Origin of the sequence: Enterobacter sp. CPE_E863, assembly GCF_046521465.1 — a bacterium.
In the GTDB taxonomy this organism is placed as follows: Bacteria; Pseudomonadota; Gammaproteobacteria; order Enterobacterales; family Enterobacteriaceae; genus Enterobacter; species Enterobacter adelaidei.
In genome coordinates, this window is record NZ_JBKFZX010000001.1 from 1,165,432 (window position 1) to 1,182,753 (window position 17,322).

The 17,322-nt window shown below is 51.7% G+C and carries 17 protein-coding genes; 3 read left to right on the forward strand and 14 right to left on the reverse strand.

What is annotated here, in order from left to right; all coding sequences use genetic code 11:
• Nucleotides 1-4: 4 nt before the first annotated feature.
• From ACLHV8_RS05645 to ACLHV8_RS05655, 3 genes are all read right to left on the reverse strand, one after another.
• Nucleotides 5-2,548, reverse strand: a complete 2,544-nt coding sequence (locus ACLHV8_RS05645; protein WP_208593793.1) for a fimbria/pilus outer membrane usher protein — start codon at nt 2,546-2,548, stop codon at nt 5-7.
• Nucleotides 2,549-2,575: 27 nt separating this feature from the next.
• Nucleotides 2,576-3,250, reverse strand: coding sequence for a molecular chaperone (locus ACLHV8_RS05650; protein ID WP_208593792.1), 675 nt, complete (start codon nt 3,248-3,250; stop codon nt 2,576-2,578).
• A gap of 68 nt (nt 3,251-3,318) precedes the next feature.
• The gene (locus ACLHV8_RS05655) at nt 3,319-3,855 is read right to left on the reverse strand and encodes a fimbrial protein (RefSeq protein WP_049008658.1); all 537 of its coding nucleotides are present in this window, start codon (nt 3,853-3,855) and stop codon (nt 3,319-3,321) included.
• Between the two features lie 256 nt (nt 3,856-4,111).
• On the opposite strand from ACLHV8_RS05655, the gene ybiB reads away from it, so the two are divergent.
• The gene (gene ybiB / locus ACLHV8_RS05660) at nt 4,112-5,074 is read left to right on the forward strand and encodes a DNA-binding protein YbiB (RefSeq protein WP_208593791.1); all 963 of its coding nucleotides are present in this window, start codon (nt 4,112-4,114) and stop codon (nt 5,072-5,074) included.
• Nucleotides 5,075-5,188: 114 nt separating this feature from the next.
• Here ybiB and ybiJ read toward each other — a convergent pair whose 3' ends face one another.
• The 3 genes from ybiJ to bhsA form a co-directional block, all read right to left on the reverse strand.
• The gene (gene ybiJ, locus ACLHV8_RS05665) at nt 5,189-5,449 is read right to left on the reverse strand and encodes a DUF1471 family protein YbiJ (protein WP_028019369.1); all 261 of its coding nucleotides are present in this window, start codon (nt 5,447-5,449) and stop codon (nt 5,189-5,191) included.
• Between the two features lie 285 nt (nt 5,450-5,734).
• Nucleotides 5,735-6,001: a DksA/TraR family C4-type zinc finger protein gene (locus ACLHV8_RS05670; RefSeq protein WP_208593790.1), complete on the reverse strand. Its 267-nt coding sequence runs from the start codon at nt 5,999-6,001 to the stop codon at nt 5,735-5,737.
• A gap of 124 nt (nt 6,002-6,125) precedes the next feature.
• Nucleotides 6,126-6,392 (reverse strand): multiple stress resistance protein BhsA, encoded by a 267-nt coding sequence (bhsA, locus tag ACLHV8_RS05675; protein WP_208593789.1) that lies wholly within the window; start codon nt 6,390-6,392, stop codon nt 6,126-6,128.
• A gap of 244 nt (nt 6,393-6,636) precedes the next feature.
• On the opposite strand from bhsA, the gene rlmF reads away from it, so the two are divergent.
• Nucleotides 6,637-7,548: a 23S rRNA (adenine(1618)-N(6))-methyltransferase RlmF gene (gene rlmF, locus ACLHV8_RS05680; RefSeq protein ID WP_208593788.1), complete on the forward strand. Its 912-nt coding sequence runs from the start codon at nt 6,637-6,639 to the stop codon at nt 7,546-7,548.
• 47 nt (nt 7,549-7,595) lie between these two features.
• On the opposite strand, the gene ybiO is transcribed toward rlmF, so the two are convergent.
• The 6 genes from ybiO to rhtA all read right to left on the reverse strand — a co-directional run bounded on the left by ybiO (nt 7,596) and on the right by rhtA (nt 14,193).
• Nucleotides 7,596-9,809, reverse strand: a complete 2,214-nt coding sequence (ybiO, locus tag ACLHV8_RS05685; RefSeq protein ID WP_208593787.1) for a mechanosensitive channel protein — start codon at nt 9,807-9,809, stop codon at nt 7,596-7,598.
• A 125-nt stretch (nt 9,810-9,934) separates the two neighbouring features.
• Nucleotides 9,935-10,657: a glutamine ABC transporter ATP-binding protein GlnQ gene (gene glnQ / locus ACLHV8_RS05690; RefSeq protein WP_014069454.1), complete on the reverse strand. Its 723-nt coding sequence runs from the start codon at nt 10,655-10,657 to the stop codon at nt 9,935-9,937.
• Nucleotides 10,654-11,313, reverse strand: coding sequence for a glutamine ABC transporter permease GlnP (glnP, locus tag ACLHV8_RS05695; RefSeq protein WP_003858462.1), 660 nt, complete (start codon nt 11,311-11,313; stop codon nt 10,654-10,656). The genes glnQ and glnP overlap by 4 nt, the downstream gene beginning before the upstream one ends.
• 84 nt (nt 11,314-11,397) lie before the next feature.
• Nucleotides 11,398-12,141: a glutamine ABC transporter substrate-binding protein GlnH gene (glnH, locus tag ACLHV8_RS05700; protein WP_023310880.1), complete on the reverse strand. Its 744-nt coding sequence runs from the start codon at nt 12,139-12,141 to the stop codon at nt 11,398-11,400.
• 362 nt (nt 12,142-12,503) lie between these two features.
• A complete protein-coding gene (dps, locus tag ACLHV8_RS05705) occupies nt 12,504-13,007 on the reverse strand; it encodes a DNA starvation/stationary phase protection protein Dps (RefSeq protein ID WP_010428924.1) in 504 nt (167 codons plus the stop codon).
• A 298-nt stretch (nt 13,008-13,305) separates the two neighbouring features.
• Complete coding sequence (gene rhtA / locus ACLHV8_RS05710) at nt 13,306-14,193, reverse strand: threonine/homoserine exporter RhtA (protein WP_208593786.1); 888 nt, start codon at nt 14,191-14,193, stop codon at nt 13,306-13,308.
• Nucleotides 14,194-14,547: 354 nt separating this feature from the next.
• Here rhtA and ompX point away from each other — a divergent pair, with 354 nt between their 5' ends.
• Nucleotides 14,548-15,066 carry an outer membrane protein OmpX gene (ompX, locus tag ACLHV8_RS05715; protein ID WP_028019363.1) on the forward strand — a complete coding sequence of 173 codons (519 nt, stop codon included), beginning with the start codon at nt 14,548-14,550 and terminating at the stop codon, nt 15,064-15,066.
• Between the two features lie 106 nt (nt 15,067-15,172).
• Here ompX and ACLHV8_RS05720 read toward each other — a convergent pair whose 3' ends face one another.
• Complete coding sequence (locus tag ACLHV8_RS05720) at nt 15,173-16,756, reverse strand: phosphoethanolamine transferase (protein WP_028019362.1); 1,584 nt, start codon at nt 16,754-16,756, stop codon at nt 15,173-15,175.
• 283 nt (nt 16,757-17,039) lie between these two features.
• Nucleotides 17,040-17,168: a manganase accumulation protein MntS gene (gene mntS, locus ACLHV8_RS05725; protein ID WP_032667017.1), complete on the reverse strand. Its 129-nt coding sequence runs from the start codon at nt 17,166-17,168 to the stop codon at nt 17,040-17,042.
• Nucleotides 17,169-17,322 lie beyond the last annotated feature (154 nt).

Here is a 17,322-nt window from a genome sequence, read left to right on the forward strand (position 1 = left end):
TGGATCACTGACACTGCGCGCCAGCATGAATGATGGTGGATTTATCTTTCTCATCCGTTAGCGCGTATGCAGCGCTGCAATGCTCGCTGACATCTGGCCCCCAGCTGACAGAGAGTTTCCCGTGCTGAGGTAAACCGGAGAGATAGGTCTGGCCGTCGCTGCCCACAATGAACTCGCTGTCCTTATCGTCGGTGGTGACGGTTGCGCCAAAGGGAAGCGGTTTACCGTTTTGTGTCAACGTCATCAATACCCGACGTCCCACACGGGTGTTGAAGCTCGCCCGAACGACTGCCCCACGTGTCGGGGTGACAATCTGCGCGGCGTGGGTCACGTCGGCATCCTCTGGTAGCGTTTCGGTGTCCAGCGAAATGGTGTTATGGCGATAGGCAGTGACAAATGGCACAACGGTATAGCCACGGAAATCGGTCTCGACTCCCGTCTGGTTGGTGATATGTGTGCCATGGGTCCCCGGCGCTTTTACCAGAGCGATGGTTTCCCCTAGCGGCTGACTTAACGTGATGCCGTTAGCATGCGCCACGACGCCACCCTGCAGGCCCATATTCACCGTGCGCTGATATTTATCCTGACTAATACCGCCGCTCACTTCGCCATAGGTCGCCTTATAGTCGGCATTCACGCTGGTGGAATTGCCGCTGCCGGTTGTGCTCAGACCTTCCTGAATATTCCAGTTGAGGTTCTCTTCTTTTAGCGCCGTGCCGTTCAGGCCAATATTCTGCGTGGTACCCTCTTTAGTGTTATTCAGATTGTACGTAGCCCACGTGTTGTGCATCCAGCGGTCAAGCGGAACGGAGACACTCAGAGAGAACTGGTTGTCGTTGGTAACTGACTCCCCGTTCTCGTCGCTGTCGTCAGTATTTTTGTTCATGCTGTAGCTCAGGCTGTAGCTCACGCCGTGCCAGCTGTTGTTGTAGCTGACGCTCATGGAGGTCATGTCCTGACTCTGGCTCCAGTAGGTCTCTTTCACCATGCTCAGGGTGACGGAACCCCACCCTTTGGGCAGCGTCTGGTCGACGGTGGCTTCAGCCCGCGCGCGACGCTGCTGTGGGGCCGACCAGTCGTCCGAGCGGGTCCAGGACTCCATGGTGTCTTCCATGGTGTAAAACCCTTTGCTGTTGTAGCGATACCCCGCGAGAGAGAAGTTGGTACCGGAGCCGGCAAAATCTTTGCTGTAACGTACACGCCAGGACTGGCCTTTGCTGGCCTGTTGCTTTTTAAGCAGTGCTTTCGCGCGGGTCACGTCGATGGAAAAGGCGCCTAAATCACCCATGTTTTTTCCCGCGCCCAGCGCCTGAGATTGATAATGGCTGCTCTGTTGTACGCCGCCATAGGCGGTGAAACCATACGGTAAACCATAAATTGCGCTGCCCTGGGCAAACGGCGTTTTCTCTACATCGCTGTCATATGATCGATAACGGCCAGCAGTGACGCTATAGCGCAGGTTATGTTCACGCTGGAGTACCGGTACTGAAGCGTAGGGCACCACGAAATGGCTTTCGCTGCCGTCGGTTTCTTTTACCGTCACCTGAAGATCGCCGCTGCTGCCCGTCGGGTAGAGGTCGTTGATCTCAAACGCACCGGGCGCAACGGTATTTTGATAAATGACGTAACCGTTCTGTCGCACCATCACCAGAGCGTTACTGTGTGCTGTACCGCGAATAATCGGGGCATACCCTTTCTCGCTGTCCGGGAGCATGTCGCTGTCGGAGTTAAGCTGTACGCCGGTATAAGGCACGCTATCAAACACGTCGGCAGGGGAAGAACTTTGTCCGACCGTCAGGCTGCTTTTCATCGCCACAATATCGCGCTGGGCGTAGGTATAAATGGATGAAAACGTCTGCTGTTGTTCTTTACCCGTGGTGCTGCGGTTCCATGTCGAGTAGTTTCTCAACCGCCATGCGCCAATGTTAAGGCCAGGCCGGAGATTGACGTACTGGCTGCTGGTATCCTGTTCACCCTGTTGCAGCGCGTGGCTTTGGCTCGCGGTCGCACTGTAATTGAGCAGACCAGCCGTGATCCCTTCATCGAACTCTTTTGGGTCGATATAGCCCCGTGGAACCTGGCCTAGTGCCAGTTGCGGAACACTGAGCAGCAGCTGTTGATTGCGAACGTGGAACGACGTGGAGGCTGCCGGGATGGTGTTTAAATCAGCGCACTGGCCTTTTGCCATCAGCTCTGGATATTTTTGGGTTTTGATACCCAGGCTTTTTAAGTCGCTCAGACTAAAGCAGGGCTGAAGAGAGTTATTACCTTGCGGATCTTTTTGTAATTTGAACGTGACGTCGCGTGTATCAATTTTATTGTTATTAATAAAAATGGCGACCTGATATTTTCCCGGTGCCTGCCCTGGCCCTTTTTCGTAAACGGACAGGTCGGTCTTTCCCTGTTGAGGATTATCAATATCCAGTAATGCCGGGTTAAAATAATCATCAGCCATAACCTGCTGTGCAAAGATCGCCAGCGCCAGGCCACATAAAATGACCAGCAGTGATGAAATTCGGCAGGTGAACGGCTTTTTATGGCTGTACATGATTATAGTAATTGTCTGCACATAATATTAGTGGACTGATTTCGACCATGTCTGGCTGATACTGCCGTAATCCGTAATAATGGAATACGCGACAGTGGAACCGCTGACGTTGCCAGGTAAGGCAAAATGTGTTTCCGTTTCAGGTATTGCCCACGTGGCTTTATCCACTTTATGGCCGTTCAGCGTCACCTTCTGGAAATTCATATAGAATGGCGTTGGGTTATTGACGACCAGATCGTTGCCTTCACGATGCCACTCAAGTTTATTTGCGACATCTTCAGGTTTGCCTTTAACTGAAGTAGGGCGATACAACAATTTTATGCGCGTATTAATGGCAATTTGCAGGGTATTCATCCCTTCAACATGTTTTGAGGAGGGAATGGCTTTGATATTTAACCAGTACAGCGATTCACGATCTTCCGGTAGATTGCCACCGGTACGTACCACGCGCAGCACGTTATCCTCTTTTGCATCAAGACGAAAAAGCGGTGGTGTAATCAGAAAGGGCGCTTTGCCCGGGGTTTTACCGCCAGAATCGACCCAGGACTGTACCAGATAATCCGTGGTATCTGGGTTTGAAACGCCAAGAGAGGACTCCTTTTTATCTCCATGGTAGACCAGACGGGTGCCATTAATAATAACACCTGCATGCGCAGTGGCGGCTGCCAGTAAAAGAGTGCTCAGTAAATAACCGTGGCGCATAACTATTTCTCAAAAAAAGAAGAGATATTAACGCCGATAAAAACGTTAATATCTCAGGATGGATAATATCAGTTATAGATAACGGTGAAGGTCGATACAGAGTTAGCCGGACCTGCGGTAATTGCGGCCCCGGTTTGAATATACCGTGCGCCGAATATCAGGTCGTTGACCGTCGTGCCGGAGGCTAAAGGATATTGCTGAGACGGCGTATACAGACTCACGGGTTGTTCAGAAGCATCAACCAGTTGAATAGCCACACCTGTTGCAGCATCCACATCCGGCGTTAATGCCAGCGTGGCGTTATTATTCGCATCCGGCGTTCCGCCGAAGTTAATCGCTGCGGAGGTAACGGTTTCCGGACAATCTTTTAGCTGAATATCGAACTTCGTTAACGTGCTGGTAGAGCCCGCACCGGTAAATACCGTTTTAGACACTTTACCTAGCTGAACATTTAATGGATTACTTAACCCATTAACCACCTGACACGCAGAATCAATTATTTCCCCGGTGAAGTTTATCTGACCTTCACCGTTTGTTGCCGCTAATGCAGATGCAGAACATCCCACTGTTGCGGCGATGAATAAACCTAAAGCAACCTTGTTCATAACAAATCCTGGTATGTTTCTGGTGAGAACGCTGCCTGGACGTTTTCACCGGTGACCCTTAATGACTTTCCGCTGACTATTTAAGCAAATAATGACGTATTAAGAATCTTCTGGCGGAATTACAAATAATTGAAATAGTGCTTGAGTTTCACTTTTCATCATAAAAACAGAAGGTTGATCCGGTTGAAAAAAACTAACGTCTGTAGGTTCTTCAGGGCTATATTGTTAACAAGATGATGTTTTCAGGAGAGATGTCGTGGATTATCGCAAAATTATCAAAGAAGTAGGGCGCGGAAAAAATCATGCCCGCGATCTGGACCATGAAACCGCTCGTGCGCTTTACACCCATATGCTCAATGGTGAGGTTCCTGACCTGGAGATGGGGGGCATTCTGATTGCGCTGCGTATCAAGGGTGAAGGTGAAGCGGAGATGCGCGGCTTCTATGAAGCCATGCAGGCGCATACGCTGCGCTTAACGCCGCCGGTGGCAAAACCGATGCCGATTGTGATCCCGAGCTATAACGGTGCGCGCAAGCAGGCAAACCTCACTCCACTGCTGGCTATCTTATTACACAAACTCGGGTTTCCGGTGGTGGTTCACGGCGTGAGCGAAGATCCTACGCGCGTACTGACGGAGACTATTTTCGGGATGCTGGGGATCGCGCCAACACGACATGCTGGCCAGGCACAGGCGAAACTGGATGGCCATCAACCGGTTTACATCCCTGTCGGTGCACTTTGCCCACCGCTGGAAAAGCAGCTTGATATGCGCTGGCGCATGGGGGTGCGTAACAGCGCACACACCCTGGCGAAACTGGCGACACCTTTTGGTGAAGATGCCGCTCTGCGTCTTTCCAGCGTTTCTCACCCGGAATATGTTGCGCGTGTGGGTAAATTTTTCGAGGACATTGGGGGCAGGGCATTGTTGACGCAGGGTACAGAGGGCGAAGTTTATGCTAACCCGCAGCGCTGCCCTCAGGTGGTGCTGATTGATTCCGTCGGTACGCGCGCCATTCTGGAGCGTGGGGACGAAAATAGCGGCGTGATATTGCCTGAGGCAAAAGATCCGCACACCACCGCGCACTGGATTGAGCAGTGCCTTGCCGGAAATGTGCCCGTTCCGCATTCCCTCAAGCTACAGATGGCCTGTTGTTTGCTGGCTACCGGGGAAGTTGAAACGATCGAAGCAGGGCTGAAACGCGTTGAAGAGACGTTTTAAGCAAAAAAAAAGCCCGTCCAGTGGCGGACGGGCAAGCAAGGGTAACAACAGGTCAATGAGGGTTGGAGCAGCTCACCAAGAGGGTACGGTGAGGGTGGAGCACAATTCGTTCGATTATTTGTAAATAACCGCAGTACCGCTCAGCTTGTTGTTGGTGTTAGCGGAGGTGATGGTGTACCCGCTTGCACCGGCAGCTGCGGCTTTCTCAGCCAGTTTGGCTTCCAGACCGTCCAGCGTGGTCGCGCCTTCTGCACTTACCACACCGATTTTATTCATGCCCTGGGCCTGAGTAGAAGAGACAGGCTCTGCAGCAAATGCGCCAAAAGACAGAGCGGACAGGGCAACAGCAGCAACAGCATATTTGATGGTTTTCATAGTTAATCTCTCGCAGGTTATTCTGTTAAGGGGACGATGTTCCGTCGATGTGATAAGTATCACGCTTTTTTGTGGAGGATAAAATCGAAGAGAATTGACGTGGTTGCTCAAAAAAATTGAATGACAAATAACTTATTGAATATTAATAAATTCAAAGTGCCGCTTTACACTTCTTGTTGAAGTGCTTTACAGTCGCGTTGAGAAGGGCACATTTTGCTACGCGTTCCGCTAAAAATCGTGAGAGTAAAGGAATGCGCTTGGGTGGTTAGCTTACGTAAAGGAGAGTCAACGTAACTGGCTGTCTTTCGAACCTCTGCGATTATATCCCGAATTTAATGACGCTTTTGAATCTTTATCCTGCTGGCAGGTTATGCATAACCGCACGCCCGGCATGGCTTTACGTCGTGCCTCCGGAATGGGTTCTCCGCATTCTTCGCATTCCGATAAACTTTCGCCGCGCGGAATTTCGCCGCGAGCACGGGCAACGGCATCTTCAATCGTACTGTTGATCTGTTCGTTAACGGCGTCGTCATTCGCCCAACCGGAAGCCATGAACTCCTCCTGGAGTCTTTTGAAGTGATACGCTCAATATGGGGTTAAAAAATGAACAATCAAGGTATGGGGGAGGGAAAACTGCATCTGTGTTGCAGATGCAGTGTGTTGCGTGGACGTCGGATTATTTATAGATGGTCGCAGTGCCAAACAGATGGTTATTGCCGCTCGCAGAATTAATCTCATATCCTTTGGCACCTTCCTGGCGCGCTTTTTCGGCCAATTTATCCTGCAAATCGTCAAGGTTACTCGCCCGGCTAACCGAAACGGTGCCCGCAGGACGTAGCTGGCTAGTATCGGTACTTTGGGTCAGTGACTGAACGGCCATAGCGGAGAATGACGCGGTCGCCAGGGCGGCTGCGATTACAGCAAGGGTCAGGTACTTTTTCATAATCACATCCTCATGAGGAAACAACAGGTGATTTCCCTTTAAGTTTAGAAGCCTGACGAATGTGACTTAGCGCAAATATTTGATGATGATCTGCTTATTTTTTGAACGATCTAAATTGACAATTCGCTGACGGATCATAGACATAAAGGTGTCTGATAAATGGCAAGTTTTTGCGCGTCGCAGAGAAAGATTTACCGTTGGGCCTGCAAAGGGTATCTTACGCCGCTGTTTAAAGGAGAATGCCATGACTTCCCAAAAGCCGGGATTGCACCCACGAAATCGCCATCGCAGCCGCTACGACATGAATGCGTTATGCCAGAGCTGCCCTCCACTGCAGGACTATATTGTCCAGACGCCTGCGGGCGAGCCTTCGGTGAACTTTGCTGACCCCCGGGCAGTTAAAATGCTGAATAAAGCCCTGCTGGCGCATTTTTACGGTGTGGCTCACTGGGATATTCCGGAAGGCTTTCTCTGTCCTCCTGTACCGGGGCGTGCTGATTACATTCACCATCTGGCCGATCTTCTTGCTGACGACCGTGGCGGTGTAGTTCCGCAGCAAGCCACTATCCTGGATATCGGTACCGGGGCAAACCTGATCTATCCGTTGATTGGCGCTCATGAGTACCACTGGCGTTTTACCGGGAGTGAAATCGGCGCTGAGGCCTTTGCCAGCGCGCAGGCGATTATCAGCGCCAACCCTGGGTTAAGCCGCGCCATTCGCCTGCGTCGTCAGAAAGAGGCGGCCTCGATCTTCAACGGCATTATTCACAAAAACGAAAGCTACGATGCCACGATGTGCAACCCCCCGTTCCATGATTCAGCGGCAGCGGCTCGTGCGGGCAGCGAACGCAAGCGCCGCAATCTGGGTCAGGCGGAAGATGCTGCACTGAACTTTGGCGGACAGCAGCAGGAGTTGTGGTGTGAGGGCGGTGAAGTCGCCTTTATCCTGCGCATGATTGAGGAAAGCAAGCAGTTTGGTCGTCAGGTGAAGTGGTTCACGACGCTGGTTTCCCGGGGGGATAACCTGCCGCCACTCTACCGCGCTCTCACAGAAGCGGGGGCCGTAAAAGTGGTGAAAAAAGAGATGGCGCAAGGTCAGAAACAGAGCCGCTTTATTGCCTGGTCATTCATGGACGATAACAAGCGCCGCAAATAATATGTCTCGCAGTCCGGGTCAGGCGAAGCCGCCACCCGGCAACCAGATTACAGCGTCGGCTCCTGCGGTGGGAGCGGCGATGAGGGGGGCGGCAGTACCTGATAGGTCTGTACCGGCATCCGCACATTCGCCAGGTCAAAGTGTTTTTTCACCATGCTGTCGAGGGCAAAGCGCACCGTCCACTGCTTCAGCGGCTGGGTGGTGAACGACACGCGCAGGGTAAATGCCGTGTTTGTCAGCCCGACGATGCCGGCAAATGACGGCTCCCCGATCACCAGCCCGCGAATATCCTCCATCTGCATCAGTTCTTCCACCGCATCGCGCAGCGCCTGTTTAGCTTTGTCTGCATCTTCATGACGGTCCACATCGTAGTTCGCCACGACGGAACCAATGCCGCGTACAAAGTTGGCGAAGGTGGTGATCGAAGACCAGGGGATAATATGGTATGCACCGGTGTCCTGACGCACGCCGACAGAGCGAATGGACATCCGCTCTACCGTGCCGGTTAATGGCCCAATCGTGACCAGATCGCCCGTATTCATCCCGTTCTCAAACTGAATAAAGATGCCGGTAATAATATCCTTCACCAGCGTTTGCGAACCGAAGGAGATGGCCAGCCCCAGGGCACCCGCACCCGCCAGCAGCGGGGCGATATTCACGCCGATTTCCGAGAGCACAATCATGATGGTGATGGTGCTGATAATGACCGCCAGCGCGTTGCGGAACAGGGTTAACAGCGTTCTTGCTCGCGCGCTGGGCAGCGGTCTGCCGTGTATATCCGAAACCAGACGGTTCTCAATAAGGCTCGCCAGCAGCGTCCAGCCGACGGCGGAGAAGAACAAAATCAACGCGATGCGAATCAGGATATCGACCGTTTTTTCACCCGCACCGTTGTGCAGCCAGTTCCAGAAATCAAACAGGCTCCACGCATTCAGGAGCAGCATAATCGCCACGCAGACGGTAAGAATACGCGCTACTTTGAGCGATACCGACATCCAGCCGTTAACCCGTTTTTGCAGTTCCGGGTAATTACGCTGGACCTGCGGCGAGAGGGTGATGGTTTTCGAGATCCAGCGGGACAACAATCCCGACACAAATGCCGCGATGCCGATAATGGCCAGACTTTTGAACGTCGCCCCCATCATAAATTTCAGGCTGTTGCCGGGATCGAACAGCGAGAAGAAGCACAGTACGATGAAATAAGCGCTTGCCAGCCAGTGCCACACCAGCGCAAAAGCGCGAATAAAGAGGCTAAAGAACGAGAGGGAACGATCGGCCAGGTGCAGCAGGCTCTCAGTAATGGCCTTTTTGTTATGGAAGATAAGGTACAGCGACCAGACGGTAATACAAAGCATAATCAGCACGTTTGCCAGCGCGCCAAACTGGACGTTCACCTGGTTGGAGATGATCGGCACGGCAACCAGCAGACCATAGCCAATCAACCCGCTGAGCACGCTGAGACGCAGCGCCCAGTATTTTGCGCTCACATCCCCGATGGTGAAAGGTCGCAGCGCCGGTACGCGCGGACAAAATAATAACCGCAGCAGAGCTTTAAAAAATTCGATCAGGGCAAAGGCATTCAGGAAAAGTGATTGCTGGAAGGCGATGGTTTTGTTGCCTGCATTCAGCTTATCGGCCAGCATCTGGCCTAAAAACAGCGTCAACGCCAGCAGCAGTAAATCAATGATAAACGCTGAGGCTATCATCAACGGCAGGTGCAACCAGCTGCTTTTCTGCTGATTCTTCCTGCGTCCCCATTGCCCCATTTTGCGGTACAGCGGCCACGCGCACAGGCGCACCAGCCAGTAAAAAAGGAATACCGCGCCCGCCAGCATCAGGAACTGTGTCGCAGCGGCGGTAAACGTTTGTGGGTTAAAGGGCTTATGCGGCGAGCCAATCAGGTTGCGGTAAAGCTGAGCGAAGCGCGAGGAGAGTGCTTCCCCGTAGTGGCGGCTCACGTCGGTGACGTTTTCCAGCACCGTTTTTTGCTCCTCCACTTGCGGAGGTGTGAGGGTTGGCACCGACGCCTGCGGCGGCGTGGCGGCGGCTTTCCGCAACTGACCAATGAGTTCCTGCCGGGAGGCGTCGTTCTCAAGGACGTCAGCAAGCGCGCCGTAAGCCGCTTTTTTTTGTTCAACATCCGGTTCCGCCGGCGGCGCATTTTGCTGGGTAGCCGTGGTCCCGGAGGTGACTCCGGGGATCGCCACGGCGAGAGATGGCGCACTAAACAGGCTTATCAACAGCAGCAGGAACCACGGCACGGCGTCCTCCGGTGAAAATATCGTGCAAAATGATAAGTATAGAGTGCGGAGAGCAGAGGGGATTTTTTGGGAACAATCTGGCGTAAAAAAGCCGGGCATGCCCGGCTTACGTATAAAGCGAGAGATCAGGAGACGTGCTGCAGGAACTCCTGCAAACGCTGGCTTGGCGGGTTCGCAATCAATTCCTGCGGGTTACCGTCTTCCGCGATACGGCCTTTATCAATAAAGATCAGGCGGGACGCCACTTTCTCAGCAAAGCCGATTTCGTGGGTCACGATAACCATCGTCATCCCCTCTTCTGCCAGATCCTGCATGACTTTCAGCACTTCGTGGCGAAGCTCCGGGTCAAGCGCAGAGGTTGGCTCATCAAACAGCATCATTTTCGGTTTAACCGCCAGCGCGCGGGCGATAGCCACACGCTGCTGTTGACCGCCGGAAAGCTCGGAAGGATAGTGATGCGCACGTTCGGCCAGGCCGACTTTAGCGAGCAGATCTTTTGCCAGCGCTTCCGCCGCCGCTTTGTTGGCACCGCGCACGCGAAGTGGGCCAAACATCACGTTCTCCAGCGCCGTCAGGTGCGGGAACAGGTAGAACTGCTGAAACACCATGCCCGCTTCCTGACGAATCAGGCGGTCGTCCACTTTCGGGTCATTCACCTTCAGACCATCGACGATCAGATCGCCGCTGGTGATCTCTTCCAGCTTGTTGATGCAGCGCAGCAGCGTTGATTTACCGGAACCGGATGGCCCGATAATGACCACCACTTCACCCTGCTTAATGTTCAAATCAATATTGTGCAGCACCTGGGTTGGGCCAAAGTGCTTGGAAACGTTTTTAAATTCAATCACAGGATTTTCATCCTTCTTTCAAGACGACGCAGAACGAAGCTGAGAACCAGAGTAATGATCAGGTAGACAACGGCCACCGCACTCCAGATTTCCAGCGCGCGGAAGTTGCCAGCGATGATCTCCTGACCCTGACGGGTCAGCTCAGCTACGCCGATAACGATGAACAGCGACGTATCTTTAATGCTGATGATCCACTGGTTACCGAGCGGTGGCAGCATGCGACGCAGCGCCAGCGGCAAAATCACGTGGCGAATCGTTTCGCGACGTGAGAGGCCTAGCGCCAGACCGGCTTCGCTGAAACCTTTATGAATCGACAGCACCGCACCGCGGGTGATTTCCGCAATGTAGGCGCCTGAGTTGATCATAATGGTCACGACGGCCGCGCTGAACGGATCGATACGCAGATCGGTGAAGGCCATGGGCAGGGCGAAGTAGATGAACATGACCTGCACGACAATAGGGGTGCCGCGGATCACTTCGATGAAAACCAGTGCGATGTGGTTTGCAATCCAGCCACCGTAGGTGCGGGCGAAACCGGCGACAAGACCGATAATCAACCCACCAACCAGACCCAGGACCGAAATCCACAGGGTCATCTTGGCGCCTTCAAGCAAGAGTGGAATGGCAGGCCAGATGGCGCTCCAGTCAAACTGCATGATATTTTCCTGTTACTGTTACCGTGTTTCAAAAATATCAGGGGCGAAAGGTCGCCCCCGAGTGAACGTCATTGTTACGTATTATTATTTAGGCTCAGTACCGAACCATTTTTTGTAGATTTCGTTGTAGGTGCCGTTCTCTTTCAGCGTTTTCAGCGCGCCGTTAACTTTTGTACGCAGGTCATCGCTGCCTTTAGGGAACGCGATACCGTACTGCTGCGCTTCCAGTGATTCACCGACAGCTTTGAACTTGCCGTTGCCCGCTGTTTTGATGAAGTAAAGGATGTTTGGCGTATCATGCAGAACTGCGTCAGCACGGTTGGTGCCGAGTTCCATGTATGCGTTGTCGATGTTCGGGAACTGACGCAGGTCTTTGGTTTTAATATTTGCTTTTGCGTAATCAACAGAACCGGTGCCGCTCTTCACTGCCACCACTTTACCGTCGAGATCTTTCACGCTTTTTACGTCGTTATTGTCAGCTTTGACCATCACCAGCAGGCCGCTTTTGTAGTAGCCGTCAGAGAAGTCGATCGCTTTTTTACGTTCATCGGTAATGGTGATGCCTGCCAGCGCCAGATCAACGTTTTTGGTTTGCAGTGCCGGGATGATGCCGCTGAAGTCCATTGGCTTCAGGGTGTAATCCAGTTTGAGTTCTTTTGCGACAGCGGCCCACAGATCCACATCAAAACCAACGTATTTATCACCCTGTTTGAATTCAAACGGAACGAACGCCGTGTCGGTCGCCACAACCAGTTTGTCGGCAGCCTGAGAGGACACCGCAAAAGCCAGGGTAAGTGCAGCCAGTGAAACTTTTAATACAGACTTCATAGCATTTCCTTTTATATCCACGGGGCGATCCCCTGCGAGAACAGGTGGCACAATGAAAAAATCGTGCCAACTTTACAAGCTATTGTTTTGCAAAGGGGATGATGTCATGCATTGCACAATAAATGAGGCAATGATGGCTGATTGCACCAAAGTGAAGCACCGTTTTGGTGCGTCTCGTTTGGCTCAACTGACGGGGAGATATTTAGCGTAAATTCTGACGAAAAAACAATCTTCCGTTAACGGTTGTGTGAGGTGATTATTACAATTTCTTCACTTTTGCACGTTCTCAGGCCAAAAACGTGCACCACAGATGTGCAAAACCCTCACCATAGGGCGAGGGTTGGATAGAAAATTCGTATGAATTATTCGATGTTAGATTCGATGAACCACAGGAACTGATCCAAATCGCGCGACGCGGCGGTGAAAATGTCCGCGGTATCTTCGTCTTTCGCTTCGCCAATCGCTTTACGGACATCGTTTGCGACTATCGCGTAGCGGTCTGCCAGCTCTTTCAGGTGATCCTGAACGGTATGGATATCCAGCGGGTAACTTTTCAGCGGGGTTTTACTGTTGATCACCTGCGTGGTGCCCAGCGCCACGCCGCCTAGCTGAACCGCACGTTCCGCCATCGTGTCAAGGTGGGTGACCAGTGCTGTGCGGAAGCCATCCAGCATTTCATGAACGGCAATAAAGTTTGCACCGCGCATATTCCAGTGGGCCTGTTTGGTGATCAGCGAAAGATCGATGAACTGGATCACCTGGCGATTCAACAACTCAATGGTCGCTTTTTTGTCGCTATCCGATACATCGTTACGGGTATAAAGCAGATTAGACGCTTTCGTTTTCACCAGTTTAGCGGTACTCATAATCTCATATCCTCTTGATGTTTATGTCCCAGGTAATTACGGAACTAAGTATAGCACCGGTTTTTTGTCTGCGGTTTGGCTATACCTATCAGTTTAATAGCAAGAAGAAGGTTGAGTATTTAATGTATTGAAATTAAATAGAAATATTCCATTCAATACAGGTTGTTCTTAATTTTGACTGGGGTGTAAGAGTGTGGAAAGATATTTCGATAATATGACAAACTGTGAACGAAATTATAAATCCTGGCGAGTTGAGCTTTATTCTGCATGGCGCGGAAGCCATGCAGAATATATGGCCTTAGTTGATATCGACCTTTTCAACTTTAGGTTCAGAACGCATGGTCAGCGTCGAACCCATTGAGGCCGCTATAATCGAGCAGAGCGCCAGCGTCTGGGTCAATGTCAGGGTTTCGCCAAGAAACACCATCCCGGAGATTGCGGCAAGCGCAGGCTCCATACTCATCAGGGTGCCGAAAATACGCGTCGGCAGGCGCGTAAGGGCGATCATTTCCAGAGAATAGGGGAGAGCGGTCGAGAGAATAGCGACCGCCAGACCAATCGGCATGACTGACCATTGCCAGATAGATTCCGTTGCCTGGGCCATACCGATGGGCACAAACACGATGGCTGCAATCAATGAACCCAATGCGACGGTCGCCGGGCCATGCTCTTCCCCAGCGCGCTGACCGGTGAGTATATAGATAGCCCAGCAGGCACCGGCGCCTAAGGCCAGCGCCGCACCTGTCAGATCAATCTCAGAAACATTCTGACCCAACGGCAGCAAGAACCATAGCCCCAGAACGGCTAATACGACCCAGATAAAATCAACAGGGCGGCGCGAGGAGAAGAGCGCCACGGCCAGCGGGCCGGTAAACTCCAGCGCAACGGCAATCCCCAGCGGGATCGTCTGGATGGAGAGATAGAACAGGTAGTTCATCGCTCCCAGGGAAAGCCCATAAAACAGCAAGGGTAAACGCTGCTCTTTTTTGAAGCGTAAACGCCAGGGTTTGAAAATAACCACCAGTATCGCCGTTCCCAACACGATGCGCAGGGCAGTGACCCCAGGGGCACCCACCAGCGGAAAAAGTGATTTTGCCAGTGAGGCGCCACTTTGAATGGACAACATGGCAACGAGTATGACTGCGACCGGCAACCAGACCGACGATGTGCGGGATAACCCAGGCATCCTTTCTCCTGTCAGCTTATGTCAAATGAAGCAAAGGTTGCAGTGTAAAGGAAATATGCTGCAACGGTTGAGGCGCTGTTGAAAAAAAACCATGTGAAATCCGTAAAATGGTTAAGCGTTGTTGGATTTATCGCCTGTCAGATTAGGAATAATCTGGATGAATGTAACAGCACAGGCGCGCACTATGGGCGTTTTGTAGTGAAAATTACATGTGATTTGAAAGAGATAGCTGAAGCTGGAAACGTTCTGTTACAGGAAAGGAACCTTTAGACATCACGAATCACAAAGAGTTTCGCAAATTTTTTTGATATATTTAAAACTTACGGACTTACTTGAAGCACATTTGAGGTGGTTATGAAAAAAATTGCATGTCTTTCAGCACTGGCCGCTGTACTGGCTGTTTCCGCAGGTACCGCTGTAGCTGCGACTTCTACCGTTACCGGTGGTTACGCTCAGAGCGACTATCAGGGCGTGATGAACAAAGCTAACGGTTTCAACCTGAAGTACCGCTACGAGCAGGACAACAACCCACTGGGCGTGATCGGTTCTTTCACCTACACCGAGAAAGATCGTTCTGACAACGGCGCGTACAATAAAAGCCAGTACTACGGCATCACTGCTGGTCCAGCTTACCGTCTGAACGACTGGGCAAGCATCTACGGTGTTGTAGGTGTTGGCTACGGTAAATTCCAGCAGACCGAAAACCAGGGTGCGAACCGCACTGCAAGCAACAGCGACTACGGCTTCTCCTATGGCGCAGGCCTGCAGTTCAACCCAATCCAGGACGTTGCTCTGGACTTCTCTTATGAGCAGAGCCGTATCCGCAACGTTGACGTTGGCACCTGGATCGCGGGCGTAGGTTACCGTTTCTAATCACTCCGGTGAGCTAATAAAAAATCCGCCCAATGTGGCGGATTTTTTTTATCTTCGTTCCCTATTCTTGTGGAAGAGGGTCAGGATGAGGGCATTACCGCTCAGCTTACTTACTCTTAATATCGAAGATATCCGTACCCAGATGGTTGTAGTCAACTTTCTGTAACTTGAAGTTGGTAACGTAAACTGGGGGGGCCTTCTTACCTGAGACAAAGGGGTACCCCGTTTTTATCTGCTCAGCAGAGATCCCCGTCCACTGCGAGAAGAACTGCAGAAAATCATTAGCCGAACGTCGGGCTTTAATGACGCGATGCGTTTTATCGTCACTCGACAACACCATAAAGGGTACCTGGAAGTTCTGCTGGAACTTGTCATCGTGCGCCAGATACTGCACCTCTTTTCCACGTTCTTTAAACGCCAGCCCGTGATCTGAGAAATAGACCAGCGAGAAGCTGTCACCCGTATTGCGTAACTGCTCATACAGCTTGCTGAGCAAGTCGTCGGTTTGCGTCATGGTATAGAGATAACAAGAGGTCTCTTTGGACTGCACGAACTCGGCGTACTTCCCTCCAGTGCGATCGCAGGCCTGAGGATGCGATCCCATCAGGTGCAGGACAATCAACTGAGGCTGAGTACGCGGGGTGGCAAAGACCTGCGACGTCATTTTCAGCAGCGCTTCGTCTTTCGTATTTTTGTCGGCTTCAAAGTCGCCGCTTTTCAGGAACTGCACTTCATCAGCACGCTTAGCGATACTGGCAATGGCCGTATCGTATTCACCAATTTGCCCCTGATTGGAGAACCACCATGTCTGAAAACCCGCGCGGTTTGCCAGGGTGACAAAGTTATCCTGATATTGTGGCTTGCCATCAACCACACGGTTGAGCGTCAGGCCGAGCGATTTCTGCGTTGAACCGCTGGCCGCGACATAATCGGTAAACAGTGTGCCATTAACCGAACTGGCAAACGGCGTGTTATCCCAGTGTCCTCCAAACGCCCCCATGGCATCCCGACGTGCACTTTCGCCAATCACCACCACATAGGTGTGATATTTCGGCTTAACGGCCAGCACGTTCCAGGTGTCTTTCATATTGGAGAGTTCAGCCATGCGGGCCTGCTCGTCGAGAACCTCTTTATTATTTACAACGACGTCTTTCACGAAGCGGAAAACCGGATACCCGATATTGATGAGCCTTAGCTTACCGTCCCAGGGAATATTCTGGATGGGGGCGACAAACGCCACGGCAATGCTGAACACCAGACAGAGTATTTCGATCTTACCCCAGGATTTTTTTTCGCCCGACTGACGGCGGATGGCGATAACGCCCAACGCGAAGATAAAGAGCCCTACCACATAGCTGTACCACGGGAAGATCGTCAGGATCTCCGTCGACTCTTCCATGTTGGTCGAGTGCAGCGCCAGCAGGGTATTAAAGTTTGGTGAGCCGTAAGCCTGACCAAACGGGAAATAGAGCGCAGCGACCAGGGAACAGATCCCGATTACCGTTTTTTGCGCGCGCGGTGCGGCTCGCCACAGCAAATGCAAAATGCAGGTGAAAGCGACCGCATAGAGCAGACTAAAGGGATAGCCAAGCGCAAAGTTAATCAGCAATGACTGCAAAAAGTAAAACCCCGTCCACGGGCTTAAGGCCCGGCTGCGGGTAACAACGGTATCTATCAGGGTTAAATTCATAGGTCACTATCATGGATAAAAACGCCATGTGCTCACCCTGGCGTCAAGGGTCATAACCTGCCTGACAGTGCGTGGAGAGGGAATGAGGGTCCGCTTCAGCGAGCCGCAAATTGTGCAGGGCTGCAAGAAGATAGTGCGAGTAGTAAATAATATCAACAGTTGCTAAGCAGATGTTTTGCGAAGGGGATTGCAAATCCGTAAAAAAGATCGGGAATAAGGCGGCTAAACGCCATTGTACAGGGGGATTGTGACGGAAAAATGAAGCGGCGTACCGCAACGCCGCTTAGTGAGAAGGTTTGTCGTCCTGTTGCGGCTTGTTGTTAAACATATCGCACAGCATGTTCAACAGCATTAAGCGCACTTTGAAGGGGGAGTGAGTAAACACGGTCATACACCTCTTGAATTCGTTCATAAGACCTCCTGATTTTAGATCCCTTCGATCCGTGAAGGGTGACTGCATTACATACAGATATAGCACAGGCTATATTGTATATCTATGGCTATTTCGTTAATTTTTTGTGCTTACAGAGTGATGGTTTACAATGTGCGCTCTCGATACCGGGCGC